General features: G+C 33.6%; 22 protein-coding genes. 3 read left to right on the top strand and 19 right to left on the bottom strand.

What is annotated here, in order from left to right; genetic code table 11:
- Nucleotides 1-6 precede the first annotated feature (6 nt).
- Both AMD00_RS04780 and AMD00_RS04785 read right to left on the bottom strand, forming a co-directional pair.
- Entirely contained in the window at nt 7-1,344 is a 1,338-nt protein-coding gene (locus tag AMD00_RS04780) for a YjiH family protein (RefSeq protein WP_053415921.1), read from the bottom strand.
- Between the two features lie 62 nt (nt 1,345-1,406).
- Nucleotides 1,407-3,128: a urocanate hydratase gene (locus AMD00_RS04785; RefSeq protein WP_053415922.1), complete on the bottom strand. Its 1,722-nt coding sequence runs from the start codon at nt 3,126-3,128 to the stop codon at nt 1,407-1,409.
- A gap of 315 nt (nt 3,129-3,443) precedes the next feature.
- Between AMD00_RS04785 and AMD00_RS04790 the strand changes: the two genes are divergently transcribed.
- Nucleotides 3,444-5,132 carry a sigma-54 interaction domain-containing protein gene (locus AMD00_RS04790; RefSeq protein ID WP_053415923.1) on the top strand — a complete coding sequence of 563 codons (1,689 nt, stop codon included), beginning with the start codon at nt 3,444-3,446 and terminating at the stop codon, nt 5,130-5,132.
- A 276-nt stretch (nt 5,133-5,408) separates the two neighbouring features.
- On the opposite strand, the gene AMD00_RS04795 is transcribed toward AMD00_RS04790, so the two are convergent.
- Together AMD00_RS04795 and AMD00_RS04800 are read right to left on the bottom strand one after the other, a co-directional pair.
- Nucleotides 5,409-6,086, bottom strand: a complete 678-nt coding sequence (locus AMD00_RS04795; protein ID WP_053415924.1) for a hypothetical protein — start codon at nt 6,084-6,086, stop codon at nt 5,409-5,411.
- Nucleotides 6,087-7,289, bottom strand: coding sequence for a pyocin knob domain-containing protein (locus tag AMD00_RS04800; RefSeq protein WP_053415925.1), 1,203 nt, complete (start codon nt 7,287-7,289; stop codon nt 6,087-6,089).
- 622 nt (nt 7,290-7,911) lie between these two features.
- Between AMD00_RS04800 and AMD00_RS04805 the strand changes: the two genes are divergently transcribed.
- Nucleotides 7,912-9,387, top strand: a complete 1,476-nt coding sequence (locus AMD00_RS04805) for a helix-turn-helix domain-containing protein (RefSeq protein ID WP_053415926.1) — start codon at nt 7,912-7,914, stop codon at nt 9,385-9,387.
- A gap of 86 nt (nt 9,388-9,473) precedes the next feature.
- On the opposite strand, the gene AMD00_RS04810 is transcribed toward AMD00_RS04805, so the two are convergent.
- The 9 genes from AMD00_RS04810 to AMD00_RS04845 all read right to left on the bottom strand — a co-directional run bounded on the left by AMD00_RS04810 (nt 9,474) and on the right by AMD00_RS04845 (nt 16,178).
- Nucleotides 9,474-10,130, bottom strand: a complete 657-nt coding sequence (locus tag AMD00_RS04810) for a uridine kinase family protein (RefSeq protein WP_053415927.1) — start codon at nt 10,128-10,130, stop codon at nt 9,474-9,476.
- 32 nt (nt 10,131-10,162) lie between these two features.
- Nucleotides 10,163-10,516 (bottom strand): DUF2019 domain-containing protein, encoded by a 354-nt coding sequence (locus tag AMD00_RS04815; protein WP_053415928.1) that lies wholly within the window; start codon nt 10,514-10,516, stop codon nt 10,163-10,165.
- Nucleotides 10,517-10,753: 237 nt separating this feature from the next.
- Nucleotides 10,754-11,539: a GNAT family N-acetyltransferase gene (locus tag AMD00_RS04820; RefSeq protein ID WP_053415929.1), complete on the bottom strand. Its 786-nt coding sequence runs from the start codon at nt 11,537-11,539 to the stop codon at nt 10,754-10,756.
- A gap of 214 nt (nt 11,540-11,753) precedes the next feature.
- Nucleotides 11,754-12,596 carry a DUF2785 domain-containing protein gene (locus AMD00_RS04825; RefSeq protein ID WP_053415930.1) on the bottom strand — a complete coding sequence of 281 codons (843 nt, stop codon included), beginning with the start codon at nt 12,594-12,596 and terminating at the stop codon, nt 11,754-11,756.
- A 19-nt stretch (nt 12,597-12,615) separates the two neighbouring features.
- A complete protein-coding gene (locus tag AMD00_RS04830; RefSeq protein ID WP_211258612.1) occupies nt 12,616-13,554 on the bottom strand; it encodes a hypothetical protein in 939 nt (312 codons plus the stop codon).
- Between the two features lie 271 nt (nt 13,555-13,825).
- Entirely contained in the window at nt 13,826-13,972 is a 147-nt protein-coding gene (locus tag AMD00_RS23130; protein WP_157059173.1) for a hypothetical protein, read from the bottom strand.
- A gap of 172 nt (nt 13,973-14,144) precedes the next feature.
- Nucleotides 14,145-15,128: a glycerophosphodiester phosphodiesterase family protein gene (locus AMD00_RS04835; protein ID WP_053415932.1), complete on the bottom strand. Its 984-nt coding sequence runs from the start codon at nt 15,126-15,128 to the stop codon at nt 14,145-14,147.
- A gap of 1 nt (nt 15,129) precedes the next feature.
- Nucleotides 15,130-15,549, bottom strand: coding sequence for a hypothetical protein (locus AMD00_RS04840; protein ID WP_053415933.1), 420 nt, complete (start codon nt 15,547-15,549; stop codon nt 15,130-15,132).
- Between the two features lie 242 nt (nt 15,550-15,791).
- A complete protein-coding gene (locus AMD00_RS04845) occupies nt 15,792-16,178 on the bottom strand; it encodes a hypothetical protein (protein ID WP_053415934.1) in 387 nt (128 codons plus the stop codon).
- A 480-nt stretch (nt 16,179-16,658) separates the two neighbouring features.
- On the opposite strand from AMD00_RS04845, the gene AMD00_RS04850 reads away from it, so the two are divergent.
- Nucleotides 16,659-17,129 (top strand): hypothetical protein, encoded by a 471-nt coding sequence (locus tag AMD00_RS04850; protein WP_053415935.1) that lies wholly within the window; start codon nt 16,659-16,661, stop codon nt 17,127-17,129.
- 134 nt (nt 17,130-17,263) lie between these two features.
- On the opposite strand, the gene AMD00_RS04855 is transcribed toward AMD00_RS04850, so the two are convergent.
- The 6 genes from AMD00_RS04855 to AMD00_RS04875 form a co-directional block, all read right to left on the bottom strand.
- Nucleotides 17,264-17,689 (bottom strand): HIT family protein, encoded by a 426-nt coding sequence (locus AMD00_RS04855; protein ID WP_053415936.1) that lies wholly within the window; start codon nt 17,687-17,689, stop codon nt 17,264-17,266.
- Between the two features lie 66 nt (nt 17,690-17,755).
- On the bottom strand, nt 17,756-18,277 hold the full coding sequence (locus AMD00_RS04860) for a GNAT family N-acetyltransferase (RefSeq protein WP_053415937.1): 522 nt from the start codon (nt 18,275-18,277) through the stop codon (nt 17,756-17,758).
- 78 nt (nt 18,278-18,355) lie between these two features.
- Nucleotides 18,356-18,484: a hypothetical protein gene (locus AMD00_RS24105; protein WP_281173034.1), complete on the bottom strand. Its 129-nt coding sequence runs from the start codon at nt 18,482-18,484 to the stop codon at nt 18,356-18,358.
- 229 nt (nt 18,485-18,713) lie between these two features.
- A complete protein-coding gene (locus AMD00_RS04865) occupies nt 18,714-20,585 on the bottom strand; it encodes a PTS fructose transporter subunit IIABC (protein ID WP_053415938.1) in 1,872 nt (623 codons plus the stop codon).
- 15 nt (nt 20,586-20,600) lie between these two features.
- Nucleotides 20,601-21,512, bottom strand: coding sequence for a 1-phosphofructokinase (gene pfkB / locus AMD00_RS04870; RefSeq protein WP_053415939.1), 912 nt, complete (start codon nt 21,510-21,512; stop codon nt 20,601-20,603).
- A complete protein-coding gene (locus tag AMD00_RS04875) occupies nt 21,509-22,261 on the bottom strand; it encodes a DeoR/GlpR family DNA-binding transcription regulator (RefSeq protein WP_053415940.1) in 753 nt (250 codons plus the stop codon). Before AMD00_RS04875 ends, pfkB begins: the two co-directional genes overlap by 4 nt.
- Between the last annotated feature and the right edge of the window lie 253 nt (nt 22,262-22,514).

Raw genomic sequence — 22,514 nt, forward strand, 5'->3', positions numbered from 1 at the left:
TCCTTTCTACAAAAGCAAATATACAATTGGCGTCACAATAATTAACGTCAACACTGTTCGAATGAACCAAATAACAATCATTTGACCAATGTTAATAGGAATCTCCGTTGATAAAATACATGGTATTAGCGCTGAAAAGAACAAAATAGCCGAAATAGATAATACCGCTATAATAAATCGAGTTTCTAATGGTGCTTCTAATATCACTAATGATGGTAAAAACATATCGATTAAATTAATTACTGCAGCTTTTGCCGCTAACATTGGTTCTGCTATTTGTAATAAATAGGTTAGTGGATAAAAGATATATGCTAGGTAATCAAAAATTGGTGTATTATTCACTAGAAGCAAGCCTATTAACCCAATAGACATAATAGTTGGCAATATTCCCATTGCCATGACTATGCCATCCTTAACGTTCTCTATAATGTTTTTCCAAATACTTTTTGCATTCTCTGCGGTAGTTAACCCTTCATTCCAAGCATGTTTCAGTCGATTTTTTGTAACAATTTGTTCAGGGTCACCTGGCTTATTTTCATAATAGTCATTACTCATGTTTCTTATCGGCCAAATACGCACTGTGATTGCGGTCACAAGAAATGTTACAAAAAATGTCGTCCAAAAATACAAATTCCATATAGACATCAAATCCAGAGTATTAGCTACAACAATCATAAAAGTTGCGGATACCGTTGAAAATCCTGTAGCAATAATAGCTGCTTCCTTAGCCGTATATTTCCCTTCTTTAAAGATACGGTTTGTTATTAATAACCCTATGGAATAACTACCGACGAATGAAGCAACAGCATCTACAGCCGATCGTCCAGGGGTTTTCCAAAATGGTCGCATAATAGGCTGCATTAGAATCCCAATGAATTCTAATAGACCATATCCAACAAGTAGTGCTAAAAAAATTGCACCAATTGGTACAAGTACACCTATTGGAGTAAGTAGCGCATTATACCAATATGGTCCCATATCCTCAGCCATCAACCAATCTGGTCCAATATTAAAAACAACTAGAACTGCTGCAATCGCACCAAATACTTTTAAAAAAGAAATACCTGCTTCAATCAATGAAGAATTCCATGTTTTTTTATAAAATGGATAAAGAGCTCCCAGAATTACTATTACTAAAATGTAGTAAACAATAAGAGAACTAAAAGTAGTTCGAATCCATCCAACTAAGTGATCTAGTGGGATAGAGTTTTTTCCATTAATCGTGAGCGGTAAGAAAAACATAAATATGCCGAGTACACTGCATAAGAAAAACTTTAAAATAGTTGTCGTTGAATACTTTCTGTTTTCAACTTGATCATTTCCTATTTGCCCTATTTTTTGCATTTTTCCACCTCAATTCATTTAAAAAAAGGGTCTAACAATTCTGATTAGACCCCCAAAATCTATTACTTCAGCACACTAGTTTTTTTTATATCTTTCGGTCCAAATGTAGCTGTTGGTTCCCACCATAATGGAACTTGAATACTTTCATTTGTCAATTTACCTTTCCCATTTGCTACTTCTTTAGCAGTTTCATAACCTGCTTGTGCATGGCGTATTACTCCAATACCCGAATCAACTGTCATGGCAACTTCAAGTCGCATATCCGCTTCTTCAGTACCATCAGCAATCATTGTTACACCAGTATGAACAGCTTCACCCATAGAATAATTAGCCTGAAGTGCGATTAAGTCACACATACCAACTGCGTTCAATAAGCCATTTAGTACTGGCCAATCAGAAATTAAATCTCCACCATCTTTCATATTTTCAGACTCAAATGTTGGATTTACAATTGATCCAGAATCTAAATTGTCTCGAGAAAATGCAACTGGCCCGCTCAATTCCCCTCTACGGATCATGTCATTTACTTCTAATGCAAATTTTTTGCGTTGGCCAAATCCCATATAACAAATACGAGCTGGTAATGCTTCAATTGGGATATGCTCTTTTGCCAACTTGATCCAACGTGTGACTAATAAATCATCACTAAATTTCTCTAAAATCATATCATCAATTTTACGTAAATCTTCTGTCTCACCTGACATACAAATCCATCTGAATGGTCCACGTCCTTCACAGAATAATGGACGGATGTATTCAGCAACAAATCCTGGTAAACGTTTTGCTTCTTTTTCATCCATTCCCGCATCAATACATTCTTTACGAATGCTTGTGCCATATTCGAATGAATTTACTCCTAAGTCTAAGAACTTAATAAGCGCATTGAGTTCACGAACCATTGTTTTACGAGCTTCTACTAAGTATTTATCGCGGTCTGATTCACGTAATGCCTCAGCCTCTTCAACTGTATAGTTTGCCGGTAAATATGCAAATGGATCGTGTGCAGGAGTCATAGAAGTAGTAATATCCGGCAAGAAATTCTTCTCTAGAGCTTCTTCAAAAATATCTGCAGCGTTCCCAACTACTGCAATACCTATTGCTTCTCCCTTTTCCGCTTTCTCCTTTGCCAGTGAAACGGCTTTGTCAAACGATTCAACAACTACATCTATAAATCCTTTTTCAATACGGCGATTAATTATTTCAATATTTGAATCACATAAAATTGCAACACCCCCGTGCATCGTCATAGCACGTGTTTGATTTCCACCCATGCCCCCTGCTCCAGCAGTCAGTAAAATTTTCCCTACTAAAGTATCGTTGTAGTGTAAACGAGCAATTGCTGAAAGAGTTTCAAATGTCCCTTGAATAACTCCTTGTGTTCCGATATATTCCCATGGTGCAGCAGTGTAATTAGCATACATCGTCAAGTTTTTATCTTGTAAATCATAAAATGTTGGCCAATCTGCTTTCATGATATTTGTAGTTGCCATTACAACAGTTGGAGCATATTTATGAGTTTTGAAAATAGCAACTGGCATACCTGATTGAACAACTAAAGTTTCATCATCTTCTAAGTTTTTAAGGGAATCAACAATTGCATGGTAGGATTCCCAATTTCGAGCTGCTTTCCCAATCCCTCCATAGATTACTAACTCCTCAGGTTTTTCTGCATTTTCCATATTATTTTCTAGCATTCTTAAAATTACTTCTTGTCTCCACCCTTTACATCGGAGTACATTCCCTCTTTGCGCTTTTACTGAATATAAAATTTCTGGTGTTTTCATAAATATGTTCCCCCTTTTAGGTTATACAAATAATATAAGCAAAAGGTGTGCCAACTCTTTTTTATAAAACTAAATCACTAATGGATAAATAGTGAGCTATAGGTTTTTCAATGAATTTAATTATTTTCATAAGTGTTAATTTATAATCTTTTATTACATTCCTCTTTAAAAATCGCAGATAAATTTTGCACTAAAAAACTATAAATCTATAAAATTCTTATTTTTCAGAAATATCATTGTTTTATGTTACAATCCTATGTAGCAGATAAATTTTGCATATACAAGCATAATAGTTTCAAAGGGGGAATTTTTTCATTGATCGAAGAATTAAAAAGACTAGTGGATAACCTTTGTACAAATGTCATTGTGATGAACGAACAGTTTGAAATTCTATGGTGGAAAACACATCCTAATCTTTCATTACAATTGAGAAAAAACATTTCTATATGTGAAGTACTTCAGGTAAATAAAAATGAGTTGCAGAATAATACAATCATTCCAATTAATGGGTATCATTATAAAATAAAGTTAGAATCTTACCTATTTGAAGATAATTTAATATTTCTAACAATCGAAGATATAGGTGACCTTTCAAATAATCAAACTAATCGCATCATTTGTTTAGAAGAAGTCTTAGAAAAACTTAATGAAGGAGTAATAGTTAGTGACCGTGATGGGAGCATCATCTACTACAATAAAGCCCAGGAAGAAATGGAACAAATGAAAAAAAATGAAGTTTTAAACAATAAACTTTGGGATGTTTATAAGTACAATAGAAGACAATCCGAACATGCGCATATCTTCAAAACGGGTAAGCCCATTTACGCAAAATACAAAGCTCATTCTAAAACAGATAATGGCCCACAATACGTTGGCTATAGTTCATTTCCAATACAAAAAGATGGACAAACAATTGCTGTATTTTCTATAAGCCATACTGAAACAAGTTTAAAAAACAAACTACTTGAAACAATAGAATTAAAACGTAGCCTCGTTACAAAGGATCTTCAAGTGATAGGAAATACAAATGGAACTTTATATACTTTTGAAAATATTAAGGGTGATAGTCATGTCTTAAAAAAGGCAATTGAAGAGGCACAAAACATTTCACTTTACGATACTGATGCTTTAATAGTTGGTGAAACAGGAACAGGAAAAGAGTTATTTGCTCAAAGTATGCACAATTTCAGTCCCCGTGCGAACAACCCATTCGTAGCTGTAAACTGTGCGGCAATTCCTGAAAACTTGCTAGAGAGTACTCTATTTGGTTCAGTTAAAGGAGCTTTTACGGGGGCGATTGACCAAGAAGGATTATTTGAATATGCAAAGGACGGCACTTTATTTTTAGATGAAATAAATTCATTGCCAATAACTCTTCAACCTAAACTTATGCGCGTTTTACAAGAAAGAGCTGTAAGAAGAGTAGGTAGTAATAAGCTTATTCCTATTACTTGTAGTGTTATAAGTGCATCTAATGAAGATCCAGAACTGCTGGCTTCTGAGGGTCGAATGCGATTGGATTTGTTCTATCGAATCGCACATGCAAGTATTTATATTCCCCCTTTAAGAGAAAGAGCTGAAGATATATTATTTTTCATCAATCACTTCCTATCTACTTATCAAAAAAAGTATTTAAAGCAAAATATTATTCTTTCACCTACACTTTATAAAACTTTACTCTCATATGACTGGCCAGGAAACACAAGAGAGCTACAGCACTTAATTGAGAATTTAGTAATTCAAGCTAAGTCTAATGAAACTGTTTTCGAATCCTTTTTACCTTATTATCTAAGAAAAAAACTCTCCATTACAGATCGTGTCGAAGAAATGGCAAGGCCACTTAAGTCCATCCTAGAATCTAATCAAGCTAACTATATAGAAAACATACTTGTCCGCAATAAATGGAATATTACAGTTGCAGCAAAGCAATTAAATATTTCTAGACAATCATTACAATATCACATAAAAAAATTAGGACTGGTTAAATCTGAAGAAGTATTTTAAAGTATGACGTGAAAAATATATGTACTCGATCAATATTAAGATTAAGAAATAAGTTATAGCAACTATGAATAAAAACAAACCTAACTACCAACTTTTATTGGAAATTAGGTTTGTTTTATATTTTGTACTTTTAACAATGTACTAATCCGCTTTACACCATATATATTTCCCTATCTACTATCTATTAAGGTGCTTAACTTCTTGTTTTTCGGCAAAACGAAGACTTTGATAGTTATATGCATATAGAAAGGGGCGCGTATGTCCCCCTCTGTGTTTTCACACTAATTTAATCGTCATTCCTGATTTATAGACTTTAAAGTTTAAAGAATCATCCGTGTTTTTGTCGCCATTTGCCGAAAATATCTCTAACTCAATTTGATCTGTCGGCAAGATTGACCCTGTGTTTAGCCTGATACTTTTCAAATCTTGTTTAACTCCAGCTCTCGGAGTGCTAAACATAATCGCTGTACCATTGACCAGGTATTTTTTTTGTGTGGCGTTCCAGACACTCACCCGTACAAAATCTGCTTTGGTTAAGGAATACGTTATTTCTAAAGACATTGTAAAATCATAAAAATGATTTGGAACTAGTGCTCCAATCGGTATGACAAGCCCCGTCCCAGCCCAAGGAGTTGAAACATGGAAATAGTCTGTCGTATTTTCAATAATAACTGAAGCCTTGTCATTCGCCCTTGCTTTGGCTGTATTAATCGGCTTGATGATGTTTACAACACCCTTAATAGCTTTCATACCCTTGTGAGTTTGAATTCTAAGGAAAGGAGAATTTCCATCCCCTCCCCCTTTCGCTTCGACTAGTTCATAGCAAGCTAGACCTTTATGCGTCATCACCTGTAGAGATTTATCCAGGATAGAAGCATCTCTCATTGAGTACAAAGGAATTTCAAATGTCCCTTTAACTGTATGGATGCGTTGATAGGCAATAGGTGTGCCCATCTACAGATCGCTCCTAATCCACATTTTACCAACCTTAGGGTTCACAGGGTCTGCTGATAATACTTCGATGCTTGCAGGAACACCACCATTACCACTCAATTTCCATGGAGTCCAATCGGTTAAACCGAACTTTGATCTAATATAGAAATTCTCGGTTCCTTGATGTGGAACATAAAATTGCGCTACGTTATCTCCTGTTGTGAAAACGGTCATAATTCCATATTCATAAGCTCCTACAGGCTGATGAAGAGCTGCTGTTAATCCTGATGGCTCAATGATTCGATACGTTCCCATCTTCTGGACCGTATTCCAGTCACGCCCCACCAATTCACCTTCTGAGGTCAATCCACCAACACCGACTCTGTTTGAGTTCTCACCATTGTTGACGTAACGTTCTTCAGGAAAGAACATCATATTTATGTTGTTCATGGAACTCGTGGAGGTAAATTCTGCAATAGGTCCTGTATGTTGAATCAACTGTGTATCCCATAGAACGCCGGTGAACGAATTACCCATACCTGATATTTTTAGAATTTGTTTAGTTGAAGTGCCTGGTTGAATCTGCAGGTTTGAAAATATATTCCCCGAACATTCAAATGGAACAGAAGTATTTGATTCAATCACAATCATTTCATTACACTCTGACAATGTAATTTTGTCGAATCGGTTTGCATTGATCCACGTTTGGCCCTTAGTTGGTTCAGTTGCTTTTAATTTAATTCCGATGTCAAAATTCCATATCACCAGTCGTTCAATGTTTAGAAATTGAATTTGATGCGTGTCTCCACCCGAAAATAAAGATAAACCTATCCCGCTCGTCGTTGACGTCCAGTTCCACATGACTAAATCACGTATAACTGTTTTGGCACTAGTACTATCATACCTATATTTTCCGTCTAAATAGACAACTTCCTTCGCGTAATTATTAATTCCTATACTGATCGTACCACCACAAAAAGAAGCTCCTTGTTCCAACTCAAAACCTCTCAAATTTGCATCTAATGAGTAATGAGTTGCACGTTCTCCGCGTAACTCTACCCCTTCACGAATCTTAATTGTTGCGTTTAGTTGGTATTTACGTTCTTCTGCAATGACGACTTTTTGCTTATTTGCAAACGCAAAATCTAACGCAGCTTGAATTTTGATGGCATCCGTCGCCCCAGTAAAATCACTGACAAACACCTGTGTTTTGGATTCACTCATTCGTAACCTCCACTAATTTAAATTTTAAACCTCTTAATAATTCACCTTACCTATATCAAAATTAAGTTGTAAAATGTACCTCAACAAATAAACGAATCTTAGTAATTAGTTCGTTTATTTAGGTATCCTACTTTTACAATGATTTTTTAGTGGATGGTTTACTTCTACACATATTGTATGATCAGTATTTCTAAAACTTATCGACAATGATTTATGAAATTCCAATTATCACCTCATAATATCCCCAAATTCGTTCAATGACTTCTTCTGAACGTTCAACCATATGGTGGCTTAGGTCTACAGAAATTTTATAGTCTTTTTATATCTCACTAATTTCCATTTCACCGTTTCCAGAAATCATTGTTCCAAAACATCATATGCTATTACAGTTTATCCCACGAATTCATTTGCAGTTGTTTAAATAATTGTCTTTACATCAACTAAACCATTTCAATAAACTGTTGGCGATTTAGGTATTATCCAGGCAGCTATAAATTGGTGTTAAAACAAAAAGAGGAATTATTTTAGATTGTATAGAATTATATAAGATTAGATAGGGACTTATTTTAGATTTTTTATCAATAACATATTAATCAAAAATAATGGAGTGGTGGTGGGAAGGATGAAACTTTTAATAATTGATAGAGATCAAACCGAAAGAACAGGCATTCAATGGTTTATTAAACACTATCAGTTGGATATTACTACTGTTTACGAGGCAGGAACCGTTGAAGATGCTATAAATTGTCTTGAAATGGAGAATCCAGAAATTATTTTGCTGGAACTTGAAATCTTAATGCAAGATAAGACAAAAGGATTAAAGAGGGCTTTATCAATTCAACCTCATCATTTAATCACAATAACTGCAGAACCCTTATTTAAGAATGCCCAAGAAGCTCTTTCTTTACGAGCTTTAACTTTGCTCGTAAAACCAATCGATTTGAATTTATTGAAACAGTATTTAACACATGCATGTCGTCAAGTATTGAATCCTTTTAAAGATACACTTTCTTACGTACAAGAGAACTCAATATATCCTGCATTATTTATAGATGATTCACCTACTCCAATAGAAGACAATGTTTTTTGCTTTATGATAGAAACTGAGTTTTCAGAGCAAAATGAGTTACTCTTTCATTGGCTACAATCACTACCATTCTCACAGCAATTTACCTTTTATCCATTATCAAAAAGAATTATGTGCTTCTCAAGAGACAAAAATTTAGAAGAATTAATTAAAAAGGGAAAATCAATTATGCGAGAATGGACTAAATCCCATAACGCTTATTTAAATATCGCCATCTATGATTTACCTAATAGATCCATAAAAACTATGTATAATGCATTAAAACAAGCATTGAGTTTGCGTTTTCAAAGTGGCTTTTCTCAATTTTTTTATGTTAGCCAAATGCCGGTCTACAAAAAATTCGATCACTTTTTAACAATTGAGCAACAGCGCCTTTGGATTAATGGCTTAGAGCAAAATGATGTCCAAACTATTAAAATATTTTTATATAACATTTCAAATTTGGAGATTTACTATCAACCCGATGCCATTCGCATTCATCTTACAAGCATATTAGCTCAAGTAAGACGTTTTATGCTGAAATACCAAATGGAAAAAATGATTGAAGTCGAAAAAAAATACGACTTATTATTTGATATGATTTTGAATCATCCAGTGCTTTACACTATAATCCAAGAGTTCGTTCTTTTTTGCCAAGATGTAATGAATCAAGCGGTACACCAAAAGGAACATGGCCAGTTTGATTATGTAAATGGAGCACTAGATTATATTGACATTTATTACTCTGATAGCACTTTGAACCTTAAAACACTTGCCGACTTCTTAGGCATTAGCTCAAGCTACTTAAGCATGTTATTTTCAACAACTAAAGGAGTTACTTTTAAACAATACTTAAATGAAAAGCGTCTTACACATGCTATACAACTTCTTAAAGAAACAAGCTTACCAATTAGTGAGATCGCCTCAACGACAGGATTTAACGATTCAAATTACTTTTCAAAAGTATTTAAATCGAAATTCACTATTAGCCCTATAGCTTATCGTCAGCAAATGAAATTGGTGATAGATTGAGTGCTAATTTTTAATACCTTATTTAATTATTGTTGTAAACAAAGAGGAATCCATTTTGAAAAATGCCTATTCAAAATGGATTCACTTCATTTCAATTTAAATTCAAAGGTATTTTTCTCTATACATAATGTTTCATCAGAAGTTTTGATAATAATATCAAAGTGCTGACTATACGGATGCATAAACACTTCGTACTGAATTCGACGTTCATCATGAGACTGCCTTAAATAATTGATATCAGTCTCCCTTTCAGCAATATCACGGCTCGACCTCCTCATTAATTCCGTTACACTATCTGTATAGAAGTAAATTTTTAAATCAAATAAATCCGGATTAATAAACGCTACACTCATTCCTTCTACGATCGTAACTCTATTTTTCGAAGAAATTAACTCGCTTTTCATATAATCTGTATCTATCGTAAATAAATCTAAACCATCTCTAATCATCTGAACATCTCTTTCTAATGAAGGCAAATGATGCGCTGATGGATGGCAAGCAGTCATTTTAAAACGATGACTCTCGTTTTGATATGTATAGTCGATAATTGCATGCTTTCGTATGTTCGAACTAACAATATAAGGATCTGTATTAATATAATTCAATTCACCTTGATCTAGTACCTTTACAAACCTATTGGCGAATGTTGTTTTTCCAGCAGCACCATGTCCTGAAATGCCAATAATAATATGCTTATCAGTCATTCTGACCCAATTAATAATATCTTGTAAAATCTTATCCATCATTCTCCTCCTAGTAGAGCTGTATTGATAAATCAACTGTAATATTCCTTTAAATTTCCATTATCCCACTCTTCCAAAAGATAGTATGAATCGAAATTCAAAGACTCTGATAAACTGGCAACAGCCAATATAACCTCTTTCGCTTCTTTTTCATTAACTGAAAGCAGATGTATTGCTGAGGTATATCTTACATACAAGTTAGGATGTTCTAACAAATGAAATAAAGCTTCTACACCGTTAGGATGCTTTTTAAGGAATTTGAAATTCTTATACTGTTTATCATATAACTTATTTGTTTTTCTAGAATTCACTACAACTTCATATGCTGAAACACCATATTCTATGGCAGATTCAATGCAATTTTTAATTATCTTTTCTAATTCCATGTTTCAACCTCAATTTTAGAATATTGAAATAATTAAGTTCTACATCCTTGTTGAAATTAATCGCCCTTTCTTATTATAAGATAAACAAGTTATTAACTGCCCTTTTTTGTGGGAATAATGAGTACTGCCACTTTTGTTCAAAAAAAAGAAGCTAATCCCCCCTCTTTATTTTTGTTTGTTCCAATTTTTATAGTTTCATTTATTTTTTCTCTTTAATTAGTGCTTTCTGATAAACATTTAGCTATTTTTTATAAATATTGAATATTTATTAGGTTGTCTAAATCCTAATTTTCCAGCTAATTTAATAGATGCATTATTTAATATGTCACAATCCCAGCGAGGCATTATATTATTTTCTAAACAGTGATTTATAAATGCTTTTGCATTAATAGCGGCTAATCCTTGTCCCCTATAATCTTCGTGTGTTTCAATATCCATTTCTGAGAATTGAAGTGAGGAAAAAATCGAAGTACATTCACTAACCACTCTCCCTTTATGTATAATACAATAACCGAAACCCTTTTCAATAAAGTTTGACACAGAACCCCAATACTTTTTATAGTAATTCCCATTATATTCAGAGCTACTATTAATTAACTCTTCATCTATTCTTTTTATAGAATATTCACTGGCAAGAGGACTTTCATCTTGAAACTGTTTCTTATTGTCATACGTAAAAGTATACCAGCCTCTCTGCTTTAACTTGTCTTTAAATAGTACGTTAATTACAGAATCCCAGTTTTCAGATGCAGAAAATAAAGTAAATCGTAGTCCCTTACTTTTTCTATTACAATACAATTCAAAAAGAAAATCATTAAACTGATGATTATCTTCTTCTCCAGCAATGAAATAAATACCGGATTCTGTTCCAATGAGCAATGTCTCAACATTTTTTGAGTCTACATAAACAATTCCATTAATATAATTATTTAATATTGAATAGACAAAAGTCGGAACAGTTTTCAAGTTACTTTCTATTACTTTTATCGCTATATCAAAATCTTTAACACTTAGTGTTATCATCCTATTTAAACCTTCCCCTCGGTACTTAATGAATAGACTACCAGCTTTATATCACTTTATTGCCATTCTAGAAAACACTTCGCATATTTACGAAACAATTATTAGAATCTAATTATCAATATCTGTTCTCAAACTCCCCCCTCCATTGAAAACATTCAGTCACAAACAAAAGGGTTGAATCCTGTGGAATACAGAGTCAAAACTTTATTTTTTGCTATGCAGTTTGATACATGTTTTTGTGCCAATTTCTTATAGTTTCATTAATTATTTCTCTTAATTTTTGGTTTTCTTTAGTATAATCAATTCTAAAATAGATAACTTTTAAAAAGTTTAAGATGTTATTTTTACACTTGTAGAACTTGATTGATCTGCCTTCTTTTTGATAAAACTCAATAAGTTCATTATTCAATTCAATAATCCACTCTTCTAATTTATTGCTATCTATCATTTTATTATTGAGTAGCGCTTCAATGGCAAACATTAATCGTTCATCTTCGTTGCATACATAGTTTGTTTCTTTAAATAAACAAACTTTTATTAGGTTTAAGTACTTGTTTACATTTTCAAATTGAAAATAAGGATGTTCTATTGCTACAACAAGCATATCTGCACCATGGGCGATACTGTGTGCCCATCCTTTTCCGTCTACGTATCCCCTTGTGTCATTTTCTTCTAGTAAATAACTAATACTACTATCAATCGCTTTTACTACAATACTTTTAGGTAATAAGCATGTATCCTGATCTTTTTTTAAGAGTTCAGTAATTACTAATGCTGAGAAAGATCGTTTGAAAACTGAATCCGTATTTTTCTCTCCGATTTGATAAAATAAATAATCCTCGCTTAAACAGTCTTTCAAAATATTTATCATTTGATCTGAAGTCAGCAAACCATTACTAATAAGCATTGCAAAAGTTGAATATATTAACTCATCTCTTAATTCAGAGTCTATGTTTCCAATATTCAGAAGCATTTCTCTCATGATTTCATCAATCTTAAACATTTCAATATTCATTGGTTTATCTAATAACATTTGTAATTCGTGTTTTAACTCCATTTCCCACCAACTCTTTCTATTATTTTAGCAGCTGATTGGCCTGATAATAATCAGCTAGCTCCAATTCTAATCTGTCATACAAATGTTTTTTCAGATAATTAGAGATGAAATGTTCTTTCTCCTTTTCGATTTCCGAAGAATAGAACAGTTTTTTGAATAGCCCAATCTTATTTTGACTTTCAAACTGACTTAATGCTTCAGCTCGTAATTCTGAAACAACCACGTTCTCAATATGGCGTTCTCTTAATTTCACGGCAATATCCTTCACTTTATGAGCCGTAATGTCTTGAATTTGATCTTTTAAAATCTCATTGTCTTTTATTAACTTCTCTGTTTGTGCTTTTATCTCTTCTATCTGTTCATTCGAATCATTTGGAAGATCAACCAATCTTTGCTTGAAGAAATCTTCATTCACTACTATTTGAGTTTCTGAATCATCCTTCTTTTTTTTGAATTCAAATAAGCCAGTTTGAAGTATTTGATTTAATACATTACTATGAATATCTACTTTTTCACCTAAATGATCTGGAATTGAGACTGCTGTTTCTTCTGAAAAATGAGGTCGTGGATTTACACGTCCTACATCATCAATGCCTAAAAGTTCTTTTAAACCTTTGACTCGGTACTCATCTTTTAACAACATAATCATTCTCAGCTTTAATATAGCTAAGAAAGATAAACGTATTACAGCTTGCGTTGAGGGGGTCACTTCTTGGTCGAGAAAAATATATTCCTTAAATGGTTTGATATAGTATCGTAGCTTTGCATCCGAAATGCCAAACCACTCAGCGACTTCCGCAATTGAATAGAACTTCTTTTCAATTATTTTAGCTAAATAAGAATCGCTGTATAATACCTCTTCCATAGGTGTATCACGTACGACCGTAAATAATGGATCATGAATTAATACTGCTTGTATCCTTAGCTTCATCTCTTCCGTTACTTTCAATTCGCTCACCTCTGTCCTATACAGTCCAAATTGATATTTATCTTCTATAATTAATAAAAAAACTATGCTTTTTTAACACATTTTTTCTACTCTCTAACTCTATTCTATTAATTTCTATTCTTTTCCTTCTAAATTCAAAAAATCACTGACAAAAAAACACCATTCGCTAATGGAATGGTGTAAAAAAGTGATTCTAATCTACTTGAAGATACCTATTGCAGTGTCGATTTCTTTCCAGCAACATCCTTAGCACCTCTTATAGCTTTAGCTTAAATATGTATTAATTCTTTTTCTTATCAAGCCCTATAACAAAAGTAGGTATTAACAGGAATATTAATGGACCAGCACTTGATGTTACATAAACAGCGACTGAAGCTGCTGTACCTGTTACTATCCAAATAATTGCATACACTGTAGTTTCTTTCATATTATCACCCCTATATTTAATAATTCATTAATCAACTATAGTTATATTTGGATGAGAGTAGAATTTTCCTATCAGGATGGTAAACATTAAAGTTTAGATTGGGAAAAAACTAAAAAACAAACCTGTATACCATCGTTTTATGGAAACCAGGTTTGTTTATGCTTACTATGCTTTATTTATTATATAAAGGTGCAATCTTATCAATCCGATTTGTCCAAATACCTCCTGAATAATCTTCAGGGAGACGTTTGATATCTGCTGAAGTATCAAAGCCACTTGAAAAGCCTGATCCATTGCCTTCAACTACAATAACTCGTGTATCTGCATTATCCATTCTGTTTAGAAAACGGTTTGGCCATCCCCAAAGCCACGGTGCCACTTTTTCTGGAATATGTAATTGACCGTGCTTAAGGCTTGCGGGTAAATAACCTGTCCATCCTATAGCCGTATATATTAAAAGGTTTTTTTTCAATGTAGCTTTTGACATTGTACGTAAATTTGATAAACGCTCTCTTAGTGCAGCAATTGGTTGATCGCCGCCATACACAGTTAATTGTTCGAGGCGACTCTCTGGTAGTTTTTCTAGATAATTCGCCATTTGTATTCCTTCATTTTGATCTTCACTTTTAATGTGAATCAGGAAAGGAGTTTTTGGAAAATAACCCAATACTTCATCAAGTGTAGGCATTAAATTTACCGCTTTACCACGGAAAGGAAATGTTTTTCCTTCATCTGCTGTATAACCGTAACCGATGTCTAATGCCTGTAATTCACTAGTTGTATAATCTCTTGTCACACCTTGTCCATTTGTCCGACAATCTAGTGTCCAATCATGGAAGATCACAAAATTATGATCTTTCGTAGGTTGCACATCAATCTCCACCAAATCTGCTCCAGCGTTAATTGCCGCTTCAATTGAAGGAATTGTATTTTCCAAAAAAGGATATTCTGGTTCATTAATACGCTCTGCTGTACAAGTGTCATTTTCTATGCCTTCCATTGAAAACGTTTGGCCAAGTCCTCTATGCGCGAGAAGTAGGGGTGCTCCTTCTCCCCTTTTAGCAAACAAAGAACTATTGTTTACATATATAAATAATAAAAGGATAAGAAAGAACCAAGTTGTTTTACTTTTGAATAACCCCTTGATTTTATTCATTTCATTTTTTCCCAAGTCTAAATCCGGAAACAAATACAACTAACATACAAATAAAAGTAAGAATGATAATTGTTGAACCATCTATCATAGTTAATAGTGCTGCAAATTTGCTCGCTAACCAAACAAACGGAAGAATATAGTATTGTGGAATGGCAGCGATGTTTCCAAGTCTGCCTACTTCATCTGTTAGAACAAATTGCCAGATGAATAATACTAATGAAATCAGCCATACACTATTCCCCAAAAGCAAACCTTTCATAGAGCTCTTACTAAATCGCCCGATTATGTAACCAACCCATAACCAATATATTAAAAAAACAATTTGAGCGATTAGAGGGTAAAATGGGATCATTGATTGATGAGCTAAGTATCCATAGATTCCTGGAAAAACGATCAAAATTAAGCCTAGTATATATTTCATTCTGTTCATCTCCTTCTAGATAAAGTTTTAGATTTACCCAACTTGTCTACTGCCTCTTTCCATTAATATTCATAAAATTTCTAGATATTACTGATTGATATAGAAAAACCCAACAACTATGACTTTTTTATATCTAAAATTGATGGTAGATTATAAACAAACAAAAAAAGAACTGCTGCTTCACTTTTGAAGTGGTAGTTCTTTTTTAATGATATTTATCTATTCATGACTTCTATATTTTACTAACCAATAAATTTCTTCTTATTATAATGATGCCGAATTGACATCGAGACAGCTACAATGATGATGAAAAATACTGCACTCATACAGATAATAAAACGAACAGCATAATTTGCTTCATGTTCCACTAAATCATCCATCATATTTATATAGATCGGGAAAAATAAAACGGTTCCAAAAATAGTTTGATACGGAATGATTCTACTAGTCTCATCCGTAAACACAATTCCATCTAATATAAATAAAATGAAAAATACTATACTAATAATAACTGCTATCATGACAAATTCACTTTCCATTTTAAAGCTGCCCATATCTATAACATACGCTAAATAAAATAAGACGAATCCTATAAACGCCGAACTTACAATTTGCTTTACGAAATTCATCTTTTCACCCTTTCCAGAAAATTTATTATTATAATACGGCGCCTTCACAAAAATTGAGCAAACATCTTCTTTGAAATTGTATTTTGCCTCTTTCTTTTACCTTATATATAACAGTGTAAAAAACGGCTAATGCAGAACTATTCCTTTCACAAATGACCAATATTACTTTAATTACTTAGTTGATATTAGAATTGTGAAAAAATTCTGCTAATCCGATTTTTAGTATGTAACATTGGCAATTCATACACGCTTTCTACACCGTACACTAGTCTATGCCTGAGTAGCTTTTTTGTGCCAAATGAGTCATTTACTCTATAATCGCTTTGTAAAATGTTTTTATAAAAAAGGCTGTGTTAAAGGTAAATGTTGATATTTGATGCTTGCCAGAATTCTTGATATAATCAAGATAGGAACAAACATTCGGGATCTAGATTCGGGATGGACACAGCGTTTACTTGTTTAAATGGGGGAACAATCATTTTGAAAAAGTTTCGTGGAAAAAAGCGTTATTTCCGTAACTTATGGAGAGAAACAACGGCAGAGCAATATGATTTAGACTTTGGGAAAGAAGGTTGGTTTGATTTATGGCACACCCATCTTGATTTTTATGGGTTTGGAAATAATAAGTTGAAGATAAGAAAAGAGCATATAAAAGCACATTTAGCCTTGTATAACAGTTTATTAGAAAAATTCGACACACTCGGAAAACCATATCAATCGTGGATTGAATTAGTTGATGAAGACACTGGCTTGGATGCAGTCTATATTCATACTCCTAATCCTAACAATGACAATTTTCCACTTAAAATAGAAAATATCAACTGGAATTGCACTGTCCCAAAATATTTCAAGGGTATAATAAACCTAAACGAATTTAATGTAGGACACTATAAGTGGGAATCAAATAACAGCTATTTAATCCACTCTAAAAATAACGGGGTAAAATTGTAAGATTTATTGCTTAATAAGAATAGGGACAACCACAAAAATTAGGTTTCCGTTAAATTTTATCAAAAAATCAACTTAACGGAGCCATAAAAAAGGAACTCCACATGACAGGAAGTTCCTTTTGCATTCACTTTTATTTAGTTAATTATTTCATTAACAGCATCGATTAGTTTTCTTTTTGTCTCCATTAAAATAATACCTTCTTCTATATAATTATCCTCACCTGTATAGAAAGTGGCGAATGACTGATCTTTGTATCTAGGTACAACGTGCATATGATAATGAGTTAATTCATTGAAAATGCCACCGTTTTGGCAAATGGTAATACCATCAGGGTTAAACAGTCTTTTTATTGCTTTTGATAAAAGCATAGATGCCTTCATTATGGCATTAGCAGTATTTTCATCAAGTTCTTCAACATCATAAATATGTTTTTTAGGCAATATTAAAACGTGGCCTTCGTTGTATGGGTCATGGTCCAAGAAACAACATACGTAATCATCCTCGAAAACAACATGAACTTGATCATTTTTATTAGCTAAACTACATCCTAAACAGTCCATTTTAATCTGCCTCCATTAGTACATTAAAATTGAGAAGTAATTTACATTTAAACTATCTACTATTTTTTATTTCAAATATTCTTCTCTTAACACAGCATAATAATATTCATCCCACCATGTATCTCCATGAGGTATACATTTTTTGAAGTACCCTTCTCTTCTCATACCTATTTTCTCCATCACTCGATAGGATGGAATATTCTCGGGCTGACAAGTGGCAATTATTCTATGTAACTTTAAATCTATAAATCCATAGTCTACAAATGCTTTAGCCGCTTCAGTAGCAAAACCATTATTACAATAGTCCGGATTAAATACCCAACCTATTTCATAAGTATGTTCACCAAAGTATTTAAAAAATTCAATATGACCTATCAGGAGATTTTCTTCTTTTAGTATAATTGCAAATTTCTCAGCTTTATCGTGCAAATTATTATTCACTAACTGCTTTGCTTCATCTTCATTTAACACACCTGATGGCATATACTCCATTACGTTTGGGTTAGATGTATATGCATATAAATTTAACCAATCTTCCTCTTTAAAATTCCTAATTAATAGTCTTTCAGTATTTATCAAGACTTCCATTGTCATCAACCTCCAATTCCGAATATCCCTTTATTGATCAAGAATTCTAGTAAAAAATTAAGAACACCATTGAACTACTTATCGCTGTTTTCTCTTTCTTCTAATTAAAAAATAACTCATTAATATTACGGCAATAATAACGACAGTGCCTAATAAAAGTGACAGATTTGCGTAATTAATACCCCATCCATATTGCTCTTTAGTCATAACATTACCTCACTTAATTTTTTTATAGTATTAATATACAGAAGCATTTGTCATTGGAATTACTTTTCCATTATTAAAAAGAGCACACCATCCACTCCCTTAATTATACATCATGACTCTAATTTGGAAACAACAGTTGTTCTATTCTTTTTAAATTGATCGTTTAAACAAAGTAAAGACGCCCTATTAGTCAGCTCAGCTAACTAATAGGGCGTCCCCTTCTTATAATTTACATCTTTTCTTCAATTGGTTTTTTCCAGAATCCAACGATAGCTGCAGTTACAATTGTACCTACCACTAAAGATACAAAGTACATTAATGGATTTTTCACAGCCCATAATACGAAGATTCCACCGTGTGGAGCTTGTAATGTACAACCAAAGAATAAAGCTAAACCACCGGCGATAGCAGCACCGATAACAGAACTTACAATAACACGTAATGGATCTGCTGCTGCAAACGGAATTGCGCCCTCCGTAATAAATGAAAGACCCATAACATAGTTTGTTTTACCTGCATCACGCTCTGCTAATGTAAATTTATTTTTAAAGAATGTTGTTGCAAGAGCCATACCTAGTGGTGGAACCATACCACCGATCATTACAGCTGCTTGAGGTGCATAATTTCCTGCGTCAATCATGGCAATACCAAATGTAAAAGCAGCTTTGTTAATTGGTCCGCCCATGTCTACAGCCATCATACCTGCAAGAATAATCCCTAATAATACGATGTTTGTTCCTGTTAAACCATTTAACCAAGTAGTTAATCCGTCCATCACAAACTTCACTGGTGTATTAACAACAAAAATCATAATTAAGCCGACAATTGTCATACCAAAGAATGGATATAATAAAACTGGCTTAATCCCTTCAAATGATTGAGGTAAATGTGAGAAGAGTTTCTTCAATCCAATTACTACATAACCTGCTAAAAAACCAGCAACTAAACCACCTAGGAATCCAGCACCGCCTGACGCCGCTAGGAAACCACCGACCATACCTGGTGCTAAACCAGGACGATCTGCAATACCCCTAGCAATAAATCCAGCAAGTACAGGAATGAGTAATGCAAAGGCATTACCACCACCTATTGTATTTAGAGCTTCTGCAAATGTCCCTTCCGCGTTAATACCACCAATTAAAAATGATAAAGCAATTAACAAACCACCACCAACAACAAATGGTAACATATTAGAAATACCATTCATCAATGGTTTATAAAAATATTCTTTAAATCCGCCTTCAGATGTTGCTGCTTCAGTAGTTCCAGTAGATTCAGCCGTTGCTTTATAAATAGGTGCATCTTGCTGTAAAGCACGATCAAGTAACTCATCTGTTTTACGGATACCTGCTGCAACAGGAACTTTAATGACATGCTTACCTGCAAAACGGTCCATTTCAACTTGCTTATCAGCCGCAACGATGATCGCTGTTGCTTTTTCAATTTCTTCCGCCGTTAATGCACCTTTAATACCTGTTGAACCATTCGTTTCAACCTTAAACGCAATTCCTCTTTCTTTCGCTTTCGCCTTCAATGCATCTGCTGCCATATAAGTATGAGCTATACCTGTAGGACATGCTGTTACCGCTAGAATTAATTTTTCATCTTCTTTAACTTCTGCAATTACTTCTTCTTCGCCGTCTTCTTCTTTTTCTTTGGCATTGATAATATTGATAACATCTTCTGGAGTTTGTGCTGCTAATAAATTTTCACGAAACTTAGTATCCATCAATAAGGAAGAAAGACGAGATAATGTTTCAAGATGCTCATTATTAGCACCCGCACTTGCTGCTATCATGAATAACAGGTGTGCTGGTTGTCCATCTAATGATTCATAATCTACACCATTTACTGACTTTGCAAATAATATTGATGGAGTTTTTACCGCATCTGTTTTCGCATGAGGAATTGCAATTCCTTCCCCAATACCTGTAGTACTTTGAGATTCTCTCTTTAAAATTGCTTCTCTATATCCAGCCAAGCTGTTTAAACGACCAGCTTCATCTAATTTCTTAGTCATTTCTTCAATAGCTGCAGGTTTGCTAGTAGCAGCTAAATCGATAATAACGGTATCTTTTTTTAATAAATCCGTAATTTTCATAATTAACCACCTAACCTATATTTTCTTGATAGTTACTTGATCCAATAAAGAATCAATTTTCTCTTTCGTTGCTAAATCTTGGCTAAAAGCAGTTGCACTTCCTGTTGCGACAGCAACTTGAAATGCTTTAATAAAGTCTTGGTCTTTCGAATATGTCCCAATAAACCCTGCTACTAATGAGTCACCAGCTCCTACAGAATTAAGTACTTTCCCTTTTGGAACGGTTGCACTGTATACTTCCCCATTTGTAAATAGCAAAGCCCCATCACCAGCCATAGAAACAATTACATTTTCAGCTCCCATTTCTACTACCTTTTTACCGTAAGGAATTACCTCTTCAACAGTGCGAATTGTTGCTCCGAACAATTCACTTAACTCATGATGATTCGGCTTAACTAAAAAGGGCTTATCTTTTAATACTTCTGCAAGGACTTTACCACCTGCATCAACAACTACTTTCACTCCACGTTTACTATACTTTCTCGTTAAATCTGAATAAAATGTTTTTGGTAGCGAAGGGGGTATGCTACCTGCTAAGACCAGAATATCTCCTTCTTGTAAAGCTTCTAACTTCTCAAATAAATATTGAATGTTTTTTTCTGTCAGAGTAGGTCCTTGACCATTAATCTCAGTTTCTTCCCCTGTCTTCAGCTTTATGTTTATCCGTGAGTCTTCTTCTACTTTTACAAAATCAGTATGAATTCCTTCACTTTCTAACGAATTTTGAATGAATCCTCCTGTGAAGCCTCCTAAAAAACCTAATGCTTTAGATGGTTCGTCAATCGTGTTTAGAACACGTGAGACATTAATTCCTTTTCCACCTGGAAATTTACTCTCACGATCAATTCGATTTAAGTGACCAATTTGAAAATCATCCACCTCAACGATAAAATCAATGGATGGATTCAGTGTAATTGTATAAATCATGATGTCACAACCTTCATGTTTGTTTTTTCTTCGAATTTTTTCATTGCTTCATTATCCAGATTCGTTGTTATAATACTTGCATTTTCAATCTCCGCTACTTTTGCAAAGAAGGTTTCTTTGAACTTACTTTTATCTGCTAAAACAAATGATTCTTCAGCTAACTCTATTGCAAGTTTCTTCAGAACTGCTTCTTCTGGATCAGGAGTTGAAAATCCAAACTTTATATCTATACCGTTCATGCCTAAGAAACACTTATCAAATCTATACTGCTTTAAATTCTCTTGTGCCACAGAACCAACAATCGCTTTAGTGTTAGCTTTTATTCTTCCGCCTATTACATAAGTCGTTATATTTGCTGAAGTTAATGCTTCAACATGCATTAGACCATTGGTTACGACTGCTATTTTTTTATTAATTAAAAACGGAATCATCTCTGAAATAGTCGTTCCTGCATCTAGATAAATACAATCCCCATCACGAATCATACTTGCCGCAGCTTCTGCAATTAGTTGCTTATCGTGAAGGTTTTTGGATGATTTCTCTTGAATATTAGGTTCATCAATCTTTGAATATGGAAGAGTTGCTCCTCCGTGAATTCTCTTTAAAAGTCCTTGTTCTTCTAAAAGTGCTAAATCTCGTCTTATTGTTGAGTCAGATGATTTCGTTCTTTGTACTAGGTTCTGCAAGTCAACTACACCATTACGACTTAATAAATCTAAAATAATATGATGACGTTCCGCTGTTATTATAACCCTACACCCTCTTATTCATGTATTCGCTTTATGTCTTAATTATAATACAAGAAAAAATCAAAATCAATCATTTTCATTCAAAAACAATCATAAAATACCACTCTCAATTTTCTTTATTATGTGTTGATGCTCAAAATAAAAACGCTGTAATACCGCTGTAAAATTTTCACTTAGACTTAAAATTTATCTTCTCTTCAATTGTAAGTCCCTTCAGATTGCAAAAAAGACTGTAGGCAAACTCGAAATTCGT

The sequence above is a fragment of the Viridibacillus arvi genome (assembly GCF_001274945.1).
Taxonomy (GTDB): Bacteria; Bacillota; Bacilli; order Bacillales_A; family Planococcaceae; genus Viridibacillus; species Viridibacillus arvi.

What these genes read in the sequence shown, in the direction of transcription:
- AMD00_RS04810 (WP_053415927.1), bottom strand. Translation starts at nt 10,130, where the DNA reads ATGGATAAGATTTTACAAGATATTATTAATTGGGTCAGAATGACTGAT.
- AMD00_RS04855 (WP_053415936.1), bottom strand. Translation starts at nt 17,689, where the DNA reads ATGGACTGTTTAGGATGTAGTTTAGCTAATAAAAATGATCAAGTTCAT.
- AMD00_RS04825 (WP_053415930.1), bottom strand. Translation starts at nt 12,596, where the DNA reads ATGGAGTTAAAACACGAATTACAAATGTTATTAGATAAACCAATGAAT.
- AMD00_RS04845 (WP_053415934.1), bottom strand. Translation starts at nt 16,178, where the DNA reads ATGAATTTCGTAAAGCAAATTGTAAGTTCGGCGTTTATAGGATTCGTC.
- AMD00_RS04795 (WP_053415924.1), bottom strand. Translation starts at nt 6,086, where the DNA reads ATGGGCACACCTATTGCCTATCAACGCATCCATACAGTTAAAGGGACA.
- AMD00_RS04815 (WP_053415928.1), bottom strand. Translation starts at nt 10,516, where the DNA reads ATGGAATTAGAAAAGATAATTAAAAATTGCATTGAATCTGCCATAGAA.
- AMD00_RS23130 (WP_157059173.1), bottom strand. Translation starts at nt 13,972, where the DNA reads ATGAAAGAAACTACAGTGTATGCAATTATTTGGATAGTAACAGGTACA.
- AMD00_RS04780 (WP_053415921.1), bottom strand. Translation starts at nt 1,344, where the DNA reads ATGCAAAAAATAGGGCAAATAGGAAATGATCAAGTTGAAAACAGAAAG.
- AMD00_RS04785 (WP_053415922.1), bottom strand. Translation starts at nt 3,128, where the DNA reads ATGAAAACACCAGAAATTTTATATTCAGTAAAAGCGCAAAGAGGGAAT.
- AMD00_RS04820 (WP_053415929.1), bottom strand. Translation starts at nt 11,539, where the DNA reads ATGATAACACTAAGTGTTAAAGATTTTGATATAGCGATAAAAGTAATA.
- AMD00_RS04860 (WP_053415937.1), bottom strand. Translation starts at nt 18,277, where the DNA reads ATGGAAGTCTTGATAAATACTGAAAGACTATTAATTAGGAATTTTAAA.
- AMD00_RS04805 (WP_053415926.1), top strand. Translation starts at nt 7,912, where the DNA reads ATGAAACTTTTAATAATTGATAGAGATCAAACCGAAAGAACAGGCATT.
- AMD00_RS04840 (WP_053415933.1), bottom strand. Translation starts at nt 15,549, where the DNA reads ATGAAATATATACTAGGCTTAATTTTGATCGTTTTTCCAGGAATCTAT.
- pfkB (WP_053415939.1), bottom strand. Translation starts at nt 21,512, where the DNA reads ATGATTTATACAATTACACTGAATCCATCCATTGATTTTATCGTTGAG.
- AMD00_RS24105 (WP_281173034.1), bottom strand. Translation starts at nt 18,484, where the DNA reads ATGACTAAAGAGCAATATGGATGGGGTATTAATTACGCAAATCTGTCA.
- AMD00_RS04800 (WP_053415925.1), bottom strand. Translation starts at nt 7,289, where the DNA reads ATGAGTGAATCCAAAACACAGGTGTTTGTCAGTGATTTTACTGGGGCG.
- AMD00_RS04865 (WP_053415938.1), bottom strand. Translation starts at nt 20,585, where the DNA reads ATGAAAATTACGGATTTATTAAAAAAAGATACCGTTATTATCGATTTA.
- AMD00_RS04835 (WP_053415932.1), bottom strand. Translation starts at nt 15,128, where the DNA reads ATGAATAAAATCAAGGGGTTATTCAAAAGTAAAACAACTTGGTTCTTT.